General features: G+C 70.9%; 15 protein-coding genes. 9 read left to right on the top strand and 6 right to left on the bottom strand.

The genetic code is table 11. The annotated features are described in order from the left end of the window. The first annotated feature begins 108 nt into the window (after positions 1-108). Positions 109-2,166, top strand: coding sequence for a putative bifunctional diguanylate cyclase/phosphodiesterase (locus tag BM064_RS10445; protein ID WP_092859701.1), 2,058 nt, complete (start codon positions 109-111; stop codon positions 2,164-2,166). A 13-nt stretch (positions 2,167-2,179) separates the two neighbouring features. Here BM064_RS10445 and dnaQ read toward each other — a convergent pair whose 3' ends face one another. The 5 genes from dnaQ to BM064_RS10420 are packed head-to-tail and all read right to left on the bottom strand — an operon-like array spanning position 2,180 to position 5,788. Further along, positions 2,180-2,881 (bottom strand): DNA polymerase III subunit epsilon, encoded by a 702-nt coding sequence (gene dnaQ / locus BM064_RS10440; protein ID WP_092859700.1) that lies wholly within the window; start codon positions 2,879-2,881, stop codon positions 2,180-2,182. Positions 2,882-2,884: 3 nt separating this feature from the next. Next, positions 2,885-3,487 carry a dephospho-CoA kinase gene (gene coaE / locus BM064_RS10435; RefSeq protein WP_092859699.1) on the bottom strand — a complete coding sequence of 201 codons (603 nt, stop codon included), beginning with the start codon at positions 3,485-3,487 and terminating at the stop codon, positions 2,885-2,887. 2 nt (positions 3,488-3,489) lie between these two features. Then, the gene (locus BM064_RS10430; RefSeq protein WP_092859698.1) at positions 3,490-4,326 is read right to left on the bottom strand and encodes a shikimate dehydrogenase; all 837 of its coding nucleotides are present in this window, start codon (positions 4,324-4,326) and stop codon (positions 3,490-3,492) included. Further along, positions 4,323-4,922 (bottom strand): Maf family protein, encoded by a 600-nt coding sequence (locus tag BM064_RS10425; protein ID WP_092859697.1) that lies wholly within the window; start codon positions 4,920-4,922, stop codon positions 4,323-4,325. Before BM064_RS10425 ends, BM064_RS10430 begins: the two co-directional genes overlap by 4 nt. Continuing rightward, positions 4,919-5,788 carry a pyruvate, water dikinase regulatory protein gene (locus BM064_RS10420; RefSeq protein ID WP_092859696.1) on the bottom strand — a complete coding sequence of 290 codons (870 nt, stop codon included), beginning with the start codon at positions 5,786-5,788 and terminating at the stop codon, positions 4,919-4,921. Before BM064_RS10420 ends, BM064_RS10425 begins: the two co-directional genes overlap by 4 nt. Before the next feature lie 450 nt (positions 5,789-6,238). Here BM064_RS10420 and hemE point away from each other — a divergent pair, with 450 nt between their 5' ends. The 8 genes from hemE (at position 6,239) to BM064_RS10380 (ending at position 14,770) form a co-directional block, all read left to right on the top strand. Then, a complete protein-coding gene (gene hemE / locus BM064_RS10415) occupies positions 6,239-7,273 on the top strand; it encodes a uroporphyrinogen decarboxylase (RefSeq protein ID WP_092859695.1) in 1,035 nt (344 codons plus the stop codon). A gap of 5 nt (positions 7,274-7,278) precedes the next feature. Continuing rightward, on the top strand, positions 7,279-7,734 hold the full coding sequence (gene hemJ, locus BM064_RS10410; protein WP_092859694.1) for a protoporphyrinogen oxidase HemJ: 456 nt from the start codon (positions 7,279-7,281) through the stop codon (positions 7,732-7,734). Positions 7,735-7,927: 193 nt separating this feature from the next. Continuing rightward, positions 7,928-9,199 (top strand): transcription termination factor Rho, encoded by a 1,272-nt coding sequence (gene rho / locus BM064_RS10405; RefSeq protein ID WP_092859693.1) that lies wholly within the window; start codon positions 7,928-7,930, stop codon positions 9,197-9,199. Between the two features lie 9 nt (positions 9,200-9,208). Continuing rightward, on the top strand, positions 9,209-10,528 hold the full coding sequence (gene mnmE, locus BM064_RS10400; RefSeq protein ID WP_092859692.1) for a tRNA uridine-5-carboxymethylaminomethyl(34) synthesis GTPase MnmE: 1,320 nt from the start codon (positions 9,209-9,211) through the stop codon (positions 10,526-10,528). A 43-nt stretch (positions 10,529-10,571) separates the two neighbouring features. Continuing rightward, positions 10,572-12,452 (top strand): tRNA uridine-5-carboxymethylaminomethyl(34) synthesis enzyme MnmG, encoded by a 1,881-nt coding sequence (gene mnmG / locus BM064_RS10395; RefSeq protein ID WP_245779115.1) that lies wholly within the window; start codon positions 10,572-10,574, stop codon positions 12,450-12,452. Next, positions 12,449-13,087, top strand: coding sequence for a 16S rRNA (guanine(527)-N(7))-methyltransferase RsmG (gene rsmG, locus BM064_RS10390; protein ID WP_092859690.1), 639 nt, complete (start codon positions 12,449-12,451; stop codon positions 13,085-13,087). Before mnmG ends, rsmG begins: the two co-directional genes overlap by 4 nt. Further along, a complete protein-coding gene (locus BM064_RS10385; RefSeq protein WP_092859689.1) occupies positions 13,065-13,877 on the top strand; it encodes a ParA family protein in 813 nt (270 codons plus the stop codon). The genes rsmG and BM064_RS10385 overlap by 23 nt, the downstream gene beginning before the upstream one ends. Before the next feature lie 29 nt (positions 13,878-13,906). Further along, on the top strand, positions 13,907-14,770 hold the full coding sequence (locus BM064_RS10380; protein ID WP_092859688.1) for a ParB/RepB/Spo0J family partition protein: 864 nt from the start codon (positions 13,907-13,909) through the stop codon (positions 14,768-14,770). Between the two features lie 63 nt (positions 14,771-14,833). Here the strand turns inward: BM064_RS10380 and BM064_RS10375 are convergent, their stop codons facing one another. Beyond that, positions 14,834-15,847: a DNA polymerase III subunit delta gene (locus BM064_RS10375; RefSeq protein ID WP_092859687.1), complete on the bottom strand. Its 1,014-nt coding sequence runs from the start codon at positions 15,845-15,847 to the stop codon at positions 14,834-14,836. Position 15,848: the final 1 nt, after the last annotated feature.

The following is a 15,848-nucleotide window of genomic DNA, read 5'->3' as shown; positions in this document are numbered from 1 at the left end:
GCGCGGCGGCCTCGCCCCGCGCCTGGCCCCGACGGGGGCGAAACGCTCCATAAAGCGAATCGTGGCAGGGTCCGAAGCTCAGAAACAGAGCTTCCCGACGGGCCCAGCGTGATCCGCATCCTCGCCTGCCTCCAGGACGGCCATGACCTGCGCCTGGTGATCCTCGCGGGGGCGACGGCGCTGATCGGGTCGGTCGTCTCCGCGCGCCTGTTCCGCATGGTCCCGCGGGAGCGGGGGCGCCGCGGCGCCTGGTTCGTGGTGCAGTCGGCGGTGGTCGGCGGAGCCACGATCTGGACCACCCATTTCGTCGCCATGCTGGGCTTCGACCCCGGCGTGCCCCATGGCTACGATCCCGGCCTGACCCTGCTGTCGCTGGGCATCGCCATGACGGGCGTGCTGCTGGGCCAGCTGATGATCCGCGTCGCCGACGGCTCGCGCCTGGCCGAGGCCGGGGGCGCCGTGATGGGCGGGGCGATCGTCGCGATGCATTTCGTCGGCATGGCCTCTCTGCAGATGGCGGCGGAGATGCGCTGGGACCTCGACCTCGTGGCGGCCTCGGCGGCGGCGGGGCCGCTGCTGGGGGCGCTGGCCGCGAACCGCGTGGCGCGGCCGCGGACGCGCCTGTGCTGGTGCACGGGCGCGGGCCTGTTCATGCTGGCGATCTGCGTCGCGCATTTCACCGCCATGGGCGCGCTGACCGTCGTCTCCACGGGCGAGGCGCCGCCCGCGGGGGTGGAGCTGATCCCGGACTCGCTGCTGGCGGCGATGGTGGTCTGCGTCACCGCGCTGATCCTGCTGGTCGGCGCCACCAGCTTCATGATCGACGAGGCCGGCCGCCGCGAGCATGGGGAGCGGATGACCCACGCCGCCCTGCACGACGCGCTGACCGGCCTGCCCAACCGCGCCAACCTGCGCCGCTCGCTCGCGCGTCTGCTGCGCTCGGCTTCCGCGCTGGAGGCGGGGATCGCGGTGGTGGTCGTCGACCTCGACCGCTTCAAGCCGATCAACGACGTCCACGGCCACGACGCCGGCGATCACCTGCTGGCGCGGCTGGCCGACCGCGCCTCGGCCCGGCTGGAGCCGGGGGAGATCCTCGGCCGCGCCGGGGCGGACGAGTTCATCGCGCTCAAGGTCGGCGCGGCGCGGACCGAGGCGGTCGACTTCGCCCGCCGCCTGCACCAGGCGATGACCGGGGAGGTGGAGTGGCCCGACGCCCGCCTTTCGGTCGGGGCCAGCGTGGGCGTGGCGCTGGCGCCCGAGCATGGCCGCGACGTCGAGGCGCTGCTGGTGCGCGCCGACCTCGCCATGCATCGCGCCAAGGCCGCGCCGGACGAGCCCGTGATGGTCTACGACGCCCGCATGGACGAGGCGAGCCGCGGACGCTCGGCCCTGACCATGGAGCTGAAGGCGGCCCTGGCGAACCGCGAGCTGGAGCTGTTCTTCCAGCCCCAGAACGACAACGAGACCCGCCGCATCGTGGGGTTCGAGGCGCTGTTGCGCTGGCGCCACCCGGTCCGCGGCCTGGTCGGCCCGGACGAGTTCGTGCCCCTGGCCGAGAGCACCGGCCTGATCGGCGAGATCGGCGACTGGGCCCTGCAGGAGGCCTGCCGCATCGCCGCCGGCTGGCCAGCCGCGATCTCGATCGCGGTGAACGTGGCCCCGCGCCAGCTCGCCCGGCCCGACTTCGCCGAGACGGTGATGGACGCGCTGCTGGTCACCGGCCTCGACGCCGGCCGGCTGGAGCTGGAGATCACCGAGGCGAGCCTGATCGCGGACCACGAGCGGGCGCGACGGGTGATCGGGGCGCTGAAACGGGCGGGCGTGCGGGTGGCGATGGACGACTACGGGACCGGCTACGCGTCGCTCGCCACGCTGAAGGCGTTCCCCTTCGACAAGATCAAGATCGACCGCAGCTTCATCCAGAACCTGCCCGACGACCGGCAGGGGGCGGCGATCGTCCGCTCCACCCTGATCCTGGGCGAGGCGCTGGAGATCCCGGTGCTGGCCGAGGGGGTGGAGACCGAGGCGCAGCTCGCCTTCCTGCGCCGGGCCGGCTGCGCCTCGTCCCAGGGCTGGCTGTTCGGCCGCCCCGCGGACCGGGCCGCGACCGAGGCGATGATCCGCGCGCAGGCGGAGGCCGACGCCAGGCTCTCGGCCGCGGGCTGAGCGGGCGCCGGGATCAGGAGCCGCCGGAGAGCTTGGTCCACAGCGCCGCGTCGCCCATCTCGGCCACGAAGGCGGCATGGGCGGCGGCCTCGGCCTCGGTCAGGCGGGGGCGCAGGGGGCGGGGACGGGGCGGGGGCGTGTAGGCCCGGTTGGCCGCGTTCTGGTTCGACCCGCCGCCGGCGGCGGCGAGGCCGAAGTCCGGCTGCCGGCCGCCGATCAGCTCGAGGTAGACCTCGGCCAGCAGCTCGGAGTCGAGCAGCGCCCCGTGCTTCTCGCGCCCCGAGTTGTCGATCCCGAAGCGCCGGCACAGCGCGTCCAGCGTGTTGGGCGAGCCCGGGTAGCGCTTGCGCGCGATGGCGAGCGTATCGATGGCGCGGTCCATCGGCAGCGGCGGCTTCTGCAGCCAGCCGAGCTCGGCGTTGATGAACCGCATGTCGAATTCGGCGTTGTGGATCACCAGCTTGGCGTCGCCGAGGAACTCCAGGAACGCATCCGCCACCCGGTCGAAAGTCGGGTATTTCGACAGGAAGTCCTGGCTGAGGCCGTGGACGTTGAACGCCTCGATCGGCACGTCGCGCTCGGGGTTGATGTACTGGTGGTAGAAGCGGCCGGTGGGCACGTGGTTGAACAGCTCCACCGCGCCGAGCTCGACCAGGCGGTGACCCTCCTTCGGCTCAAAGCCGGTGGTCTCGGTGTCCATCACCAGCTCGCGCATGGCTCAGCTCTCCCGGATTTTCGCCAGAGCCTCGCGCACCTGGGCGCGGGCGGGCTCCAGCCCCTGCGAGGTGTCCACGATGTAGTCCGCGCGGGCGCGCTTTTCAGCGTCGGGGGTTTGCTTGGCGAGGATCGTGAGGAACGTCGCCTCGCTCATCCCCGGCCGCTCCAGCACCCGCGCGCGCTGCACCTCGGCGGGGGCGGTGACCACGACGACCGCATCGAAGCGCTTTTCGCCGCCGGTCTCGAACAGCAAGGGGATGTCGCAGAGCGCGAGGTCGTGACCCTCGGCCTCGGCCTTCGCCAGGAACGCCTGGCGATCCACGCCGACCAGCGGGTGGGCGATCTTTTCCAGCTTCGGGATCAGCGTTGGGTCGGCGGTGGCGGCGGCGCGCAGGGCGGCGCGGTCGACGTGCCTCGCCTCTCCCTCGCCGGTCACGGCGTGGGGGAGCAGCTCGGCGATCATCGGCACCGCGGCGCCGCCGGGGCCGTAGACGCGGGCGACCGCGGCGTCGGCGTCCCAGACCGGCACGCCCTCCTCGGCGAACATCTTCGCCGTGGTGCTCTTGCCCATGCCGATGGAGCCGGTCAGCGCGATCAGTTTCATGCTCACTCCGCCAGCACGGCCGCGCGCAGGTCGGCGTCGACCTCCGGCGCCACGCCGAACCAGGCCTCGAATCCCGGACGGCCCTGATGCAGCAGCATCCCGATGCCGTCGACCCAGCGCATCCGGCGGCTCTGCGCCTCCTCCAGCAGGGGGGTCATCAGGGGGGAATAGACGATGTCGTTGACCAGCGCGGTCTTGGGCGCGCGCTTCAGCGAGATCTGCAGCGGCGGCTGGCCGGTCATGCCCAGCGAGGTGGTGTTGACCACCGTCGCCACCCCGTCGAGCGCGTCCTCGATATGCAGCCAGTCGACGACCTTCACCCGGCCGCCGAACTCTCCCGCAAGGAACTCTGCGCGCGAGCGCGTGCGGTTCGCCAGCCGGATCTCCGGCGCGCCGTCCGACAGCAGCGCCGAGATGATCGCGCGGGAAGCTCCCCCAGCCCCAAGCACCAGCGCCGGCCCCTCGGAGGCCTTCCAGCCGGCCGCCCCGGCGCGCAGGTTCTCGAGGAACCCGTAGCCGTCGGTGTTGTCGGCGTAGATCGAGCCGTCCTCGCGGAAGGTGATCGTGTTGGCCGCCCCGATCAGGGCCGCGCGGTCCGACACCTTGGTCGCCAGCCGCAGCACCGTCTCCTTGTGGGGGATGGTGACGTTCACGCCCCGGAATCCCAGCAGGGGCAGGGCGCGGAAGGCGGCCTCGAAGTCGCGGGGCTCGACGCCCAGGGTGATGTAATCGCCCTCGATCCCGTAGCGGGCGAGCCAGTGGCGATGCAGCCGCGGCGAGCGCGAATGCGCGATCGGCCAGCCCAGAACCCCGGCGAGCGGCAGTCGGTTCGCACTCATTCGATCAGACGCCCTCTCGCCCGCAGAAAGCCCAGGACCTCCAGCAAAGGCAGCCCCCGGACCGTGAAGTGATCGCCGTCCACGCGGGCGAAAAGCTGCGCCCCCAGCCCCTCCAGGTGATAGCCGCCGACCGTGGTCAGGACGGCATCGCCCAGACGCTCGAGATAGTCGTCGACAAACCTGTCGGAGAATGGACGCATCGAAAGCCGCGCGGTCCCGACATGACGGAAGATCGGCTTGCCGTCCAGTGCGATGACCGCGGCCGAGTGGAGATGGTGCGTGCGCCCCCGCAACGTCAGGAGCTGCGCGCGCGCCTCGGCCCGGTCGCGGGGCTTGTCGAACTGCGCCTCGCCCGCCGCCAGCGTCTGGTCGGCCCCCAGCACCAGCGCGCCGGGGAGCTTCGCGGAGATCTTCTTCGCCTTCAGCTCGGCCAGCGCATCGGCGAGGTCGCGCGCGCTGGCGCCCTCGGCGCGGAAGGCGAGGCGGATTTCCTCCTCGTCGATGCGGGCGGGGAGGATCTCTATCTCCACCCCGGCGGCGCGCAGCATCTCGGCGCGGGCCGTGCTGGCGGAGGCGAGGACGAGGGGGTCGGTCATGAAGGGCTCTCGCCATGGGCGCGGAGGATGGCGAGGATCGAGGCGGCGGTCTCCTCGATCGAGCGCCGGGTGACGTCGATCACCGGCAGGCCCAGCCGGTCGAACAGCAGGCGCGCCTGAGAGACTTCCTCGCGCACCCGCTCGGGGTCGGCGTAGGCGTCGGAGTTCATGCCCGGCGCGGCGCCGATCGCCTCCAGCCGCTGGCCGCGCACCTGCACCAGCCGCGAGGGCGAGGCGATCAGGCCCACGGTCGGGATGCCCTGGGCGATGGCGGCCTCGAGCCCCTTGGGCAGCGAGGCGCCGGGCACCAGCGGCACGTTCGCCGCCTTCACGCCGCGCACCGCGAGATAGAGGCAGGTCGGCGTCTTGGAGGTGCGCGAGACCCCCACCAGGATCACGTCCGCCTTCTTCAGCCGGTCGGAGGTCGCGCCGTCGTCATGGGCCATGGCGTAGTCGATGGCCGAGACGCGGTCGAAATAGCTCAGGTCCACGTCGTGCTGCCGCCCGGGCCGCTTCTTGCCCCGCTGGGCGCCGACATAGTCGGTCAGGGCGCGGAAGAACGGGTCGAGCAGGGCGACGGCTGGCACCCCGATCCGCTCGCAGCCCGCGCGCAGATGATCGGCGAGCTTCTCGTCGAGCAGCGTGTAGGCGACCAGCCCCGGCTCGGCCGCGATGGCGTCGAGCGCCTGGTCGATCTCGCGCCGCGAGCGGGCGAAGACGTGGATGCGCCGGGTCAGCTCCAGCCCCTCGAACTGGCTGATCACGGCGCCGGCCGCGGCCGACACCGTCTCTCCCGTCGAATCCGACAGAAGGTGCAGAACGTGACGAGCCGACCGCTGCGTCACCTCGGACCGCCCCTCCCTCATTGGTGAACATTCGGTTTTGAAGGCACTCTAGGGAGGGGTACGTATGGGGATAAGGGGGGATGTCGGGGATAACCGGCTCCAAACGGGGGTTGTGGCGCCGGCGCCTCAGACCCTGCGGTATAACTCGCCATTCCATCCAACTGTGGAAACCGACTCCGAGGATTCCTCACAGAGCCTGTGGATAACTTCGGCGTCTTTCACAGGCTGCGGAACGTTCCGGAACGGATCGGAGTCCCCGCCGCAAGAGACGCTCGCAAACTACTGATATCGCTACGTGAAAATACGGCAGATTTGTGAACATTGTCCCCAAACAGTTTTCCCGGGCTGGGGATGGATGTCGATAACCGTGGATTAAGTTGTGGATTCCCTCGCGCTGAGCGGTGATCCCCGTTATCCACCGCCCAACACCTAACCACATCCTATCTACCCTTCTTCCTTGTTCGAGGTCCCATGAGCCCACACGCGAAACCGCTGCTCCGCGCGCTGGCCGGCGAGACCCTCCCGGTCCCCCCCGTCTGGCTCATGCGCCAGGCGGGGCGCTATCTGCCCGAGTATCGGGCGACGCGCGAAAAGGCCGGCTCGTTCCTGGACCTCTGCTACACGCCCGAACTCGCGGCCGAGGTCACGCTGCAGCCGATCCGCCGCTTCGGCTTCGACGCGGCGATCCTGTTCGCGGACATCCTCCTGGTTCCCCAGGGCCTCGGGGCCGACCTGAGCTTCGTGCAGGGCGAGGGCCCGCGCCTGTCGACCGTGGGAACCATGGCCGACGTCGCCGCCCTGCGCCCCACCGAGGCGATCCACGAGACCGTGGGACCCGTCTATGAGACGGTGAGGATCCTTGCCGAAGCGCTCCCCCCCGAGGTCGCGCTGATCGGCTTCGCGGGCGCCCCGTGGACCGTGGCGACCTACATGATCGCCGGGCGCGGCACGCCCAGCCAGGAGCCGGCCCGCAAGATGATGCTCGAGCAGCCCGAGGCCTTCCAGGCGCTGCTCGACCGCATCACCGACGCGACCATCGAGTATCTGGCCCGGCAGGTGGAGGCCGGCGCCGAGGCCGTGAAGCTCTTCGACAGCTGGGCCGGCTCGCTCAGCGCGCTGGATTTCGAGCGGGTGTGCCTGGAGCCGAACCGCAAGATCGCCGCGGAGTTGAAATCCCGCTTCCCCGGTCTGCCGGTGATCGCGTTCCCGCGGGGCGCGGGCGCCTGGCTCGAGGGTTTCACGGCCGCCTGCGGCGCCGATTGCGTCGCCATCGACCAGCATGTTCCCACGAAATGGGCCGCCGAGCGGCTCCAGCCCCGTGTCTGCGTGCAGGGGAACCTCGATCCGCTGCTGATGGTGGCCGGCGGCGAGCCGCTGAAGGCCGCCGCGCGCCGGATCCGCGACGATCTCGCCGGCGGGCCGCACGTGTTCAACCTCGGGCACGGCATCACGCCCGACGCGGACCCTGAAAACGTCCACGTCCTGCTGGATGCAATCAGGGGTTGAACGCGATGATGGACTGGATCGTGGTGAACTACGCCTGGTGGAAAGCTGTCCACGTGATTTCCGTCATCGCGTGGATGGCCGCTTTGCTCTATCTGCCAAGGCTCTACGTATATCACGCCGAGACGGCTCCACAGGGTTCTCCACAGGCCGCGACCTTCGAGGTGATGGAGCGCAAGCTGCTTCGCGGGATCATGAATCCCGCGATGATCTCCTCCTGGTTGTTCGGGCTGCTGACGCTGACGGCGCTCGGCTTCGACGTCCTGGCCACGGCGGGCTGGCTGCATGTGAAGCTGACCCTTGTGATCCTGCTGACCGTCTACCACATGCTGTGCGCACGCTGGCGGAAGGAGCTCGCCGTCGACCCTGCCCGCAGGTCCGGCCGCTTCTTCCGGATGGTGAACGAGATCCCGGCCGTCCTGATGGTCGGCATCGTCATCATGGCGATCGTGGAGCCCTTCTGAAGGGCTCCACTCCCCGGCCGTCCCGCTCTCCGGCGGCGAAAAGAAGCTGCATCACGTGAAGGTCGTTTGACATTTCACATCGGTTGCGCGTATGACGCTGCAACCGTGGCGCGCGTTCAGCGCGCCCGCACCTTCCCCCCTATCCCGCCGGCACCCACTTTTTGTTCGATCAGCGGGCTCACACAGGCGCCAGATGGATATCTCAGAACTGAAGCTCGCCGAGCTCAAGGCGAAGTCTCCCACCGCATTGCTCACCTTCGCGGAAGAGCTGGAGGTGGAGGGCGCCTCCACCCTGCGCCGCCAGGACATGATGTTCGCCATCCTCAAGGAACTGGCGGACCGCGATGTGGAGATCTCGGGCGACGGCGTGCTCGAAGTGCTTCAGGACGGGTTCGGCTTCCTGCGCAGCCCCGAGGCGAACTACCTCCCCGGTCCCGACGACATCTACGTTTCCCCCAACCAGATCCGCAAATTCGCTCTGCGCACCGGCGACACCGTCGAAGGTCTGATCCGCGCGCCGAAAGAGGGCGAGCGCTACTTCGCCCTGGTGAAGGTCAACAAGCTCAACTTCGACGATCCCGAGAACGCGCGTCACAAGGTTCACTTCGACAACCTGACGCCGCTCTATCCCGATCAGCGCCTGAAGATGGAGATCGAGGATCCCACCATCAAGGACAAGACGGCGCGGGTCATCGACCTGGTCAGCCCGATCGGCAAGGGCCAGCGCTGCCTGATCGTGGCGCCGCCGCGCACGGGTAAGACCGTGATCCTGCAGAACATCGCCAACTCGATCGAGAAGAACCACCCCGAGGTCTACCTGATCGTGCTGCTCATCGACGAGCGGCCGGAGGAGGTCACGGACATGCAGCGCTCGGTGAAGGGCGAGGTCGTCGCCTCCACCTTCGACGAGCCCGCGACGCGCCACGTCGCCGTCTCCGAGATGGTGATCGAGAAGGCCAAGCGCCTGACCGAGCATGGCCGCGACGTGGTCATCCTGCTGGACTCGATCACCCGCCTCGGCCGCGCCTACAACACCGTCGTGCCCTCCTCGGGCAAGGTGCTGACCGGCGGCGTCGACGCCAACGCCCTGCAGCGCCCCAAGCGTTTCTTCGGCGCGGCGCGCAACATCGAGGAAGGCGGCTCGCTGACCATCATCGCCACCGCGCTGATCGACACCGGCAGCCGCATGGACGAGGTGATCTTCGAGGAGTTCAAGGGCACCGGCAACTCCGAGATCGTGCTCGACCGCAAGGTCTCCGACAAGCGCGTCTACCCGGCCATCGACATCCTCAAGTCGGGCACCCGCAAGGAGGACCTGCTGGTCGAGAAGTCGGAGCTGGCGAAGGTCTTCGTCCTGCGCCGCATCCTCAACCCGATGGGCCCGGCCGACGCGATCGAGTTCCTGCTCGGCAAACTGAAGCAGACCAAGACGAACTCCGAGTTCTTCGACTCGATGAACGCCTGACGGGGGCTCATGCCCCCCGTCCCTCCCCCCCGCGACACGATCTTCGCCCCGGCCACCGGTCGGGGCCGCGCCGCCATCGCGGTGATCCGCGTCTCGGGGCCTGCGGCGGACGCCGCCCTCCTGTCCCTCGCCGGAGACCTGCCCGAACCGCGACGCGCGGTGCTGCGGGACCTGTCCTGCGGGGGCGAGCTCCTCGATCAGGCGCTGGTGATCCGTTTCGCCGCCGGCGCGTCCTTCACCGGCGAGGACACTTTTGAAATTCAGGGACATGGCGGACCGGCGACGGTCTCCGCCCTGCTGAACGCGCTGGGCGCCCTGCCCGGGCTGCGCCTTGCAGAACCCGGAGAGTTCACCCGCCGTGCGCTCGAGGCCGGCCGCATCGACCTGCTGGAGGCCGAGGGCCTCGCCGACCTCGTCGGGGCGGAGACCGAGGCGCAGCGCCGCCAGGCCCTGCGCTCGATGCGCGGTGCGCTCGGCGACGCCGCCGCCGGCTGGCGAAAGCGCCTGATCCGGGCCCGCGCGCTGGTCGAGGCGGTGATGGACTTCGCCGACGAGGAGGTTCCGACGGACGTGACCCCTGAGGTCTCGGCCCTGATCGCCTCCGTCTCCGCCGAGATCGCCGAGGCGCTGGCCGGCGCCGCCGCCGCCGAGCGCATCCGCGACGGGTTCGAAGTGGCGCTGATCGGCGCCCCGAACGCCGGAAAATCCACGCTTCTCAATGCCCTGGCACGCCGCGACGCGGCCCTGACCTCGGAGATCGCCGGCACCACCCGCGATGTGATCGAAGTCCACATGGACCTCGCCGGACTCCCCGTGACCCTGCTGGACACCGCCGGATTGCGCGAGACCCAGGACCCGGTCGAGGCGATGGGCGTCGCCCGCGCCCGCCGCCGGGCCGAGGACGCGGACCTGCGCATCTTCCTCCAGGCCCCCGGCGGCGAGGGGCCGCCGGGCGACCTCTTGCAGCCCGACGACCTTCTCGTCGCCAGCAAGTCCGACCTTCCCGGCGCGCCGGTCCGGGCCGACCTGCGGATCTCAGCTGCCACGGGCGACGGGGTCGAGGTGCTGACCGCCGCCATCGGCGATCGGCTCGCCGAGCGGGCGGCCGGCGCCTCCTCCGTGGTCCGGGCCCGGCATCGGCGAGCGCTGGAGGAGGGCGCGACCCACCTCTCCGCCGCCGCCCGTTGGCTCGCCCGTGGGGAGGAGGCGCTGGACGTGGCGGCGGAGGAATTGCGCCTTTCCACCCGCGCGCTGGAGATCCTCCTGGGCCGGGTTGATGCCGAGCGCGTTCTGGACGATATCTTCGCCGAGTTCTGCCTGGGGAAATGACTCCGCCGGGCGCCCCTCTGGGACACGGCCGGGAGCGTTTCACGTGAAACACCGCTTCGACGTCATCGTGATCGGCGGCGGCCATGCCGGCGCCGAGGCCGCCGACGCGGCCGCCCGCACCGGCGCCGCGGTCGCCCTTGTCACGCACGACCTCGCTCGACTGGGCGAGATGTCCTGCAACCCGGCGATCGGCGGCCTCGGCAAGGGCCACCTGGTCCGCGAGATCGACGCGCTGGACGGGCTGATGGGCCGCGCCGCCGACCGCGCCGGCATCCAGTTCCGCCTGCTGAACCGCCGCAAGGGCCCCGCGGTTCAGGGCCCGCGGGCGCAGTGCGACCGGAAGCTCTACCGCAAGGCGATCCGCGAGGCGCTGACCGCGCGCCAGGGCCTGACCCTGATCCCCGGCGAGGCGGTCGACCTGCGGATGTCCGGAGGCGCCGTGACCGGCGTGGTGCTCGCCGACGGGACCGAGCTCGCCGCCGCGGCGGTCGTTCTGACCACGGGCACCTTCCTGCGCGGGGTCATCCACATCGGCGAGCGACGGATCGAGGGCGGGCGGATGGGCGACGAAGCCTCCGTCCGGCTCGCCCGCCGGATCGACGAGTTCGCCCTGCCCCTCGGCCGTCTCAAGACTGGCACGCCGCCGCGCCTCGACGGCCGCACGATTGACTGGACGCAGCTCGAGGAGCAGCCCGGAGACGAGAGCCCGGAGGTCTTCTCCTTCCTCTCCCGCGCGCCGGAGGCCCGCCAGGTCCCTTGCCACATCACCCGCACCACCGAGCGGACGCACGAGATCATCCGCGCGAACCTTTCGCGCTCCGCCATGTACGGTGGGCATATCGAGGGCGTCGGGCCCCGCTACTGCCCCTCGATCGAGGACAAGGTGGTGCGCTTCGCCGAGAAGACCTCCCACCAGGTGTTCCTCGAGCCGGAAGGGCTGGACGACGCGACCGTCTACCCGAACGGCATCTCGACCTCGCTGCCCGAGGAGGTTCAGCATGACTACGTCCGCTCGATCCCGGGGCTGGAGCGCGTCGTGATCCTCCAGCCCGGCTATGCCATCGAGTACGATTACGTCGATCCACGCGCACTTACCGCGACGCTGGCGGTGAAGGACGTGCCGGGTCTGTTCCTGGCGGGCCAGATCAACGGCACGACCGGCTATGAGGAGGCCGGCGCGCAGGGTCTCGTGGCCGGCCTGAACGCGGCCCGGCTTGCGGCGGACGAGGCGCCGGTGATTTTCGACCGGGCCGAGGGCTACCTGGGCGTGATGATCGACGACCTGGTGACGCGGGGCGTGGCCGAGCCCTACCGCATGTTCACCTCCCGCGCCGAGTACCGTCTGACGCTGCGCGCCGACAACGCGGACCAGCGCCTGACGCCAAAGGGCCTCGCGGCCGGCTGCGTGGGGGCGACGCGCGCCGAAGCCTTCGCCCGCAAGCTGGATGCGCTGGAGGCGGCCCGGACCCTGGGCGACTCCCTCAGCCTGACGCCGACCGAGGCCCGCGCCCATGGCATCGGCGTCTCCCAGGACGGCCAGCACCGCACCGCCTTGCAGTTGCTCGCACATGGAGAGGAGAGCCTTGGCGCCCTCGCCCGCATCTGGCCGGAGCTGGCGGCGCTGCCGGAGCCCATCGCTCGCCAGGTCGAGATCGACGCTCGTTACGCTCGATACGAGGAGCGTCAGGCCCGCGACATCGCCGATCTGCGGCGGGAGGAGGCGCAGGTCCTCCCCCGGGACCTCGATTTCGACGCCATCGCGGGGCTGTCGAACGAGCTGCGTGGCAAGCTGGCGCGCATTCGCCCGGCGACCCTGGGCCAGGCTGGGCGGATCGAGGGCATGACCCCCGCCGCCCTCACGCTGCTGCTGATCCATGCCCGCCGGCTGGATCGCGCGGGCGCCGCGCAGGTTGCGGGCGCATGACCGGGGCGGAGGCGGCGCTCGCCCCCTACGGTGTTTCACGTGAAACACGCGGGCGGCTGGAGGTTCTGGCCGCCCTGCTCGCCAAATGGAACCCCAAGATCAACCTCGTCGCCCGCGGCACGGTCCAAGCGGTGTGGACCCGCCATATTGCGGATTCGGCGCAGCTCTATGCGCTGGCGCCGCCGCAGGCGCGGAGCTGGATCGACCTCGGCTCCGGCGGCGGCTTTCCGGGGTTGGTGATCGGGGCCATCGCGGCCGAGAAGAACCCCGCGCTGGACCTGACGCTGGTCGAAAGCGACGTGCGCAAATGCGCCTTTCTCAGCACGGCGGCGGGCGAGATGGGGGTGAAGCTGCGCGTGCTCGCCCGCCGGATCGAGGCGGTGGAGCCAGGCCCGCGCGATGTGATTTCCGCCCGCGCGCTCGCCTCGCTGGACAAACTGCTGGGATTCGCCGTGCCCCTGGCCGGACCGGAGACGATCTGCCTGTTTCCCAAGGGCGCAGGGGCCGCTGGAGAATTGACCGAGGCGGCTGCGAATTGGCATATTCGACACCGCGCTCACCCCTCCGGGACGGATCCTGACGCCGTCATTCTGGAGATACAGGAGTTCTCGCGTGGCCCCCTCCACCGGACCTGACGGCGCTCGACGCCGCATCCTCGCCGTCGCCAACCAGAAGGGCGGCGTCGGAAAGACGACGACCACCATCAATCTCGCCGCCGCGCTGGCCGAACAGGGCCGGCGGGTGCTGATCGTCGACCTCGACCCGCAGGGCAACGCCTCGACCGGGCTGGGGATCGAGGCGGCGCGACGGGAACGCAGTTCCTACGACCTGCTCGTCGGCCAGGAAGAGGCCGCGGGACTTGTGCAGCCGACCGCGCAGGCGAACCTCAGCGTGATCCCGGCTACCGGAGACCTGGCCTCGGCGGACGTCGAGCTGGTCGACGATCCCAGCCGGGCCCGGCGGCTGCAGCGCTCGCTGCGCGATCCCGGGCTGCTGGCGGACTGGGATTACATCGTCATCGACTGCCCGCCCTCGCTGAACCTGCTGACGGTGAATGCGATGGCGGCCGCGGACGCCGTGCTGGTCCCGTTGCAGTGCGAGTTCTTCGCGATGGAGGGGCTCAGCCAGCTCCTGACCACGATCAAGGAGATCCGGCGCGGGCTGAACCCGGGGCTGGCGATCGAGGGCGTGGTGCTGACCATGTACGACCGGCGCAACAACCTCTCGGACCTGGTGGCGCGTGACGTGCGGGCGAACCTGGGCGACGTGGTCTATCGCACGGTGATCCCGCGCAACGTGCGGCTCAGCGAGGCGCCGAGCTATGCGCTGCCGGCCATCGTCTACGACTCGAATTCCACCGGGAGCCTCGCCTACCGGGCGCTGGCGCGGGAGCTGCTGGAGCGCGGGGCCCGCGCGGCGGCTTGAGGCATCCTGTTGAGGGCAAAGGAAAAACCATGAAGAAACAGCAGGGCAGAGGACTGGGGCGCGGCCTGTCCGCGCTGATGGGCGACCTCGAGGAGGTCGAGAAGGGCGAGGCGAAGGCCGCGGCCGAGGCCATCGCCATCGACCTGATCCGCCCCAACCCCGACCAGCCGCGCCGCCGGTTCGGCGAGGAGGAGATCGAGGAGCTGGCCGCCTCGATCCGCGAGCATGGGGTGATCCAGCCGCTGATCCTGCGCCCGCACCCCTCCGGCGAGGGCTATGAGATCGTCGCGGGCGAGCGTCGCTGGCGCGCCGCCCAGCGCGCCCAGCTCCATGAGCTGCCCGCGGTGGTGCGCGAGCTGGACGACGCGACGGTGCTGGAATTCGCCATCGTCGAGAACATCCAGCGCGCGGACCTGACCCCGGTCGAGGAGGCGCGGGGCTACTCGCGCCTGATCGACGAGTTCAGTCACACGCAGGAGCGTCTGGGCGCCATCGTGGGCAAGTCGCGCAGCCACATCGCCAACGCGCTGAGGCTGCTGACCCTGCCGGTCTCGGTGCTCAAGCACCTGGAGGAGGGGCGGCTGAGCGCTGGTCACGCCCGGGCGCTGGTGGTGGCCGACGATCCCGCGGCGCTGGCTGAGCAGGTGATCCGCCGCGGCCTCTCGGTCCGCGAAACCGAGGCGCTGGTGCGCAACGCCAAGGCCGCGCCGGCCCGCAAGGCGCCGCCCGCGCCGCGCAAGGATGCGGACACCGTGGCGCTGGAGGCGGACCTGTCGGCGAACCTCGGCATGAAGGTGCGCATCGAGCACAAGGGCGAGAGCGGGGGGGAGCTTCGGATCGCCTATGCGGACCTCGATCAGCTCGACAAGATCTGCCAGGCGATCACGCGCTGAGCGCAGCTTACTCTACGGAAGACAGCGCCCCGGGTCCTGCCCGGGGCGTCGTGGTTTCGGTGGTCAGCGCAGGGTGCTGAGGCGGACCACCAGGCGTTCCACCAACGCGCGATCCGGGATCTCGTTGGTGGCGCGAAGCGAGAGTTCGGCGTCGAGGATGTGTTCCAGCGCCCGCTCCAGCGCCATGCCCTTCCACTGCCGCGCGGCCCGCGCCAGCGCGTCGCGGCGGGGGCCGAAGATCGGGGGGCGCATGCGGGCCATCGCCGCCTCGGGTCCGTCGGGGGCGGCGGCGAGCGCGTGGAGCTGGCGGAAGGCCCGCCCGAGCGCCATGGCGACGCCGCCCGGGCCGCCGCCCTTGCCGGCCACGCGGGCGTAGGCGGCGAGCGCGTCGCCCGGCCGGCGGGCCACCGTGGCGTCCGCCACGGCGTCCGCATCGCCCTCGACGGCGGCGGGGAGCAGGGCCTGGACCTCGGCGGCCTCCAGCGGCGCGGGGGCGTTCACGGCATAGAGCGCGAGGGAGGATATCACGCCGCGCACCTCCGCCGGCTCCGCGATGGCGGCGAAGGCCACCAGCGCGTCCATGGCGGGGGCGGAGAGGGGCGGGTTGCCGGCCTCGGACAGCAGGGCGGCGATGCCCTCGGCGTCCAGGGCGCGGGGGTAGACGGCGAGGGCGGCGAGGTTCGGCGCGTCCTCGAACAGCTTGCGCAGCTTGGAGCGGGCGTTGAGGCGGCCGGCGGTGACGATCAGGCGGCCCGTCTCGGGCTCCAGCTCCTCGCAGGCGATGCGCAGGGCGTCGGCCGAGCCGTCGGCGGCGCCGTCGATCAGCACCACGGGCTGGCCGCCGAAGAGGCCGCCGGCGCGCACCGCGTCGGTCAGCGAGGCGGGGTCGCGGCGCGCCTCGTCCGCGGTCATGCGGGTGATCTCGGCGCCCTCGCCGGCGGCCTTCAGGAAGACCGCGGAGAGGCGCAGGCGCAGCTGGTCGACCTCCAGCGCGTCGTCGCCGAAGATCAGAGCCCCGGCGGTGCGGGCGTCCGGCCGGTCGGCGAAGGCGCGGACGCGGGCGGCGGGCACCTTCATG

Source organism: Albimonas pacifica (genome assembly GCF_900113695.1).
Classification (GTDB): domain Bacteria; phylum Pseudomonadota; class Alphaproteobacteria; order Rhodobacterales; family Rhodobacteraceae; genus Albimonas; species Albimonas pacifica.
The sequence above is the reverse complement of the archived record's forward strand: the minus strand, read 5'-3'. Positions and strand labels throughout refer to the sequence as shown.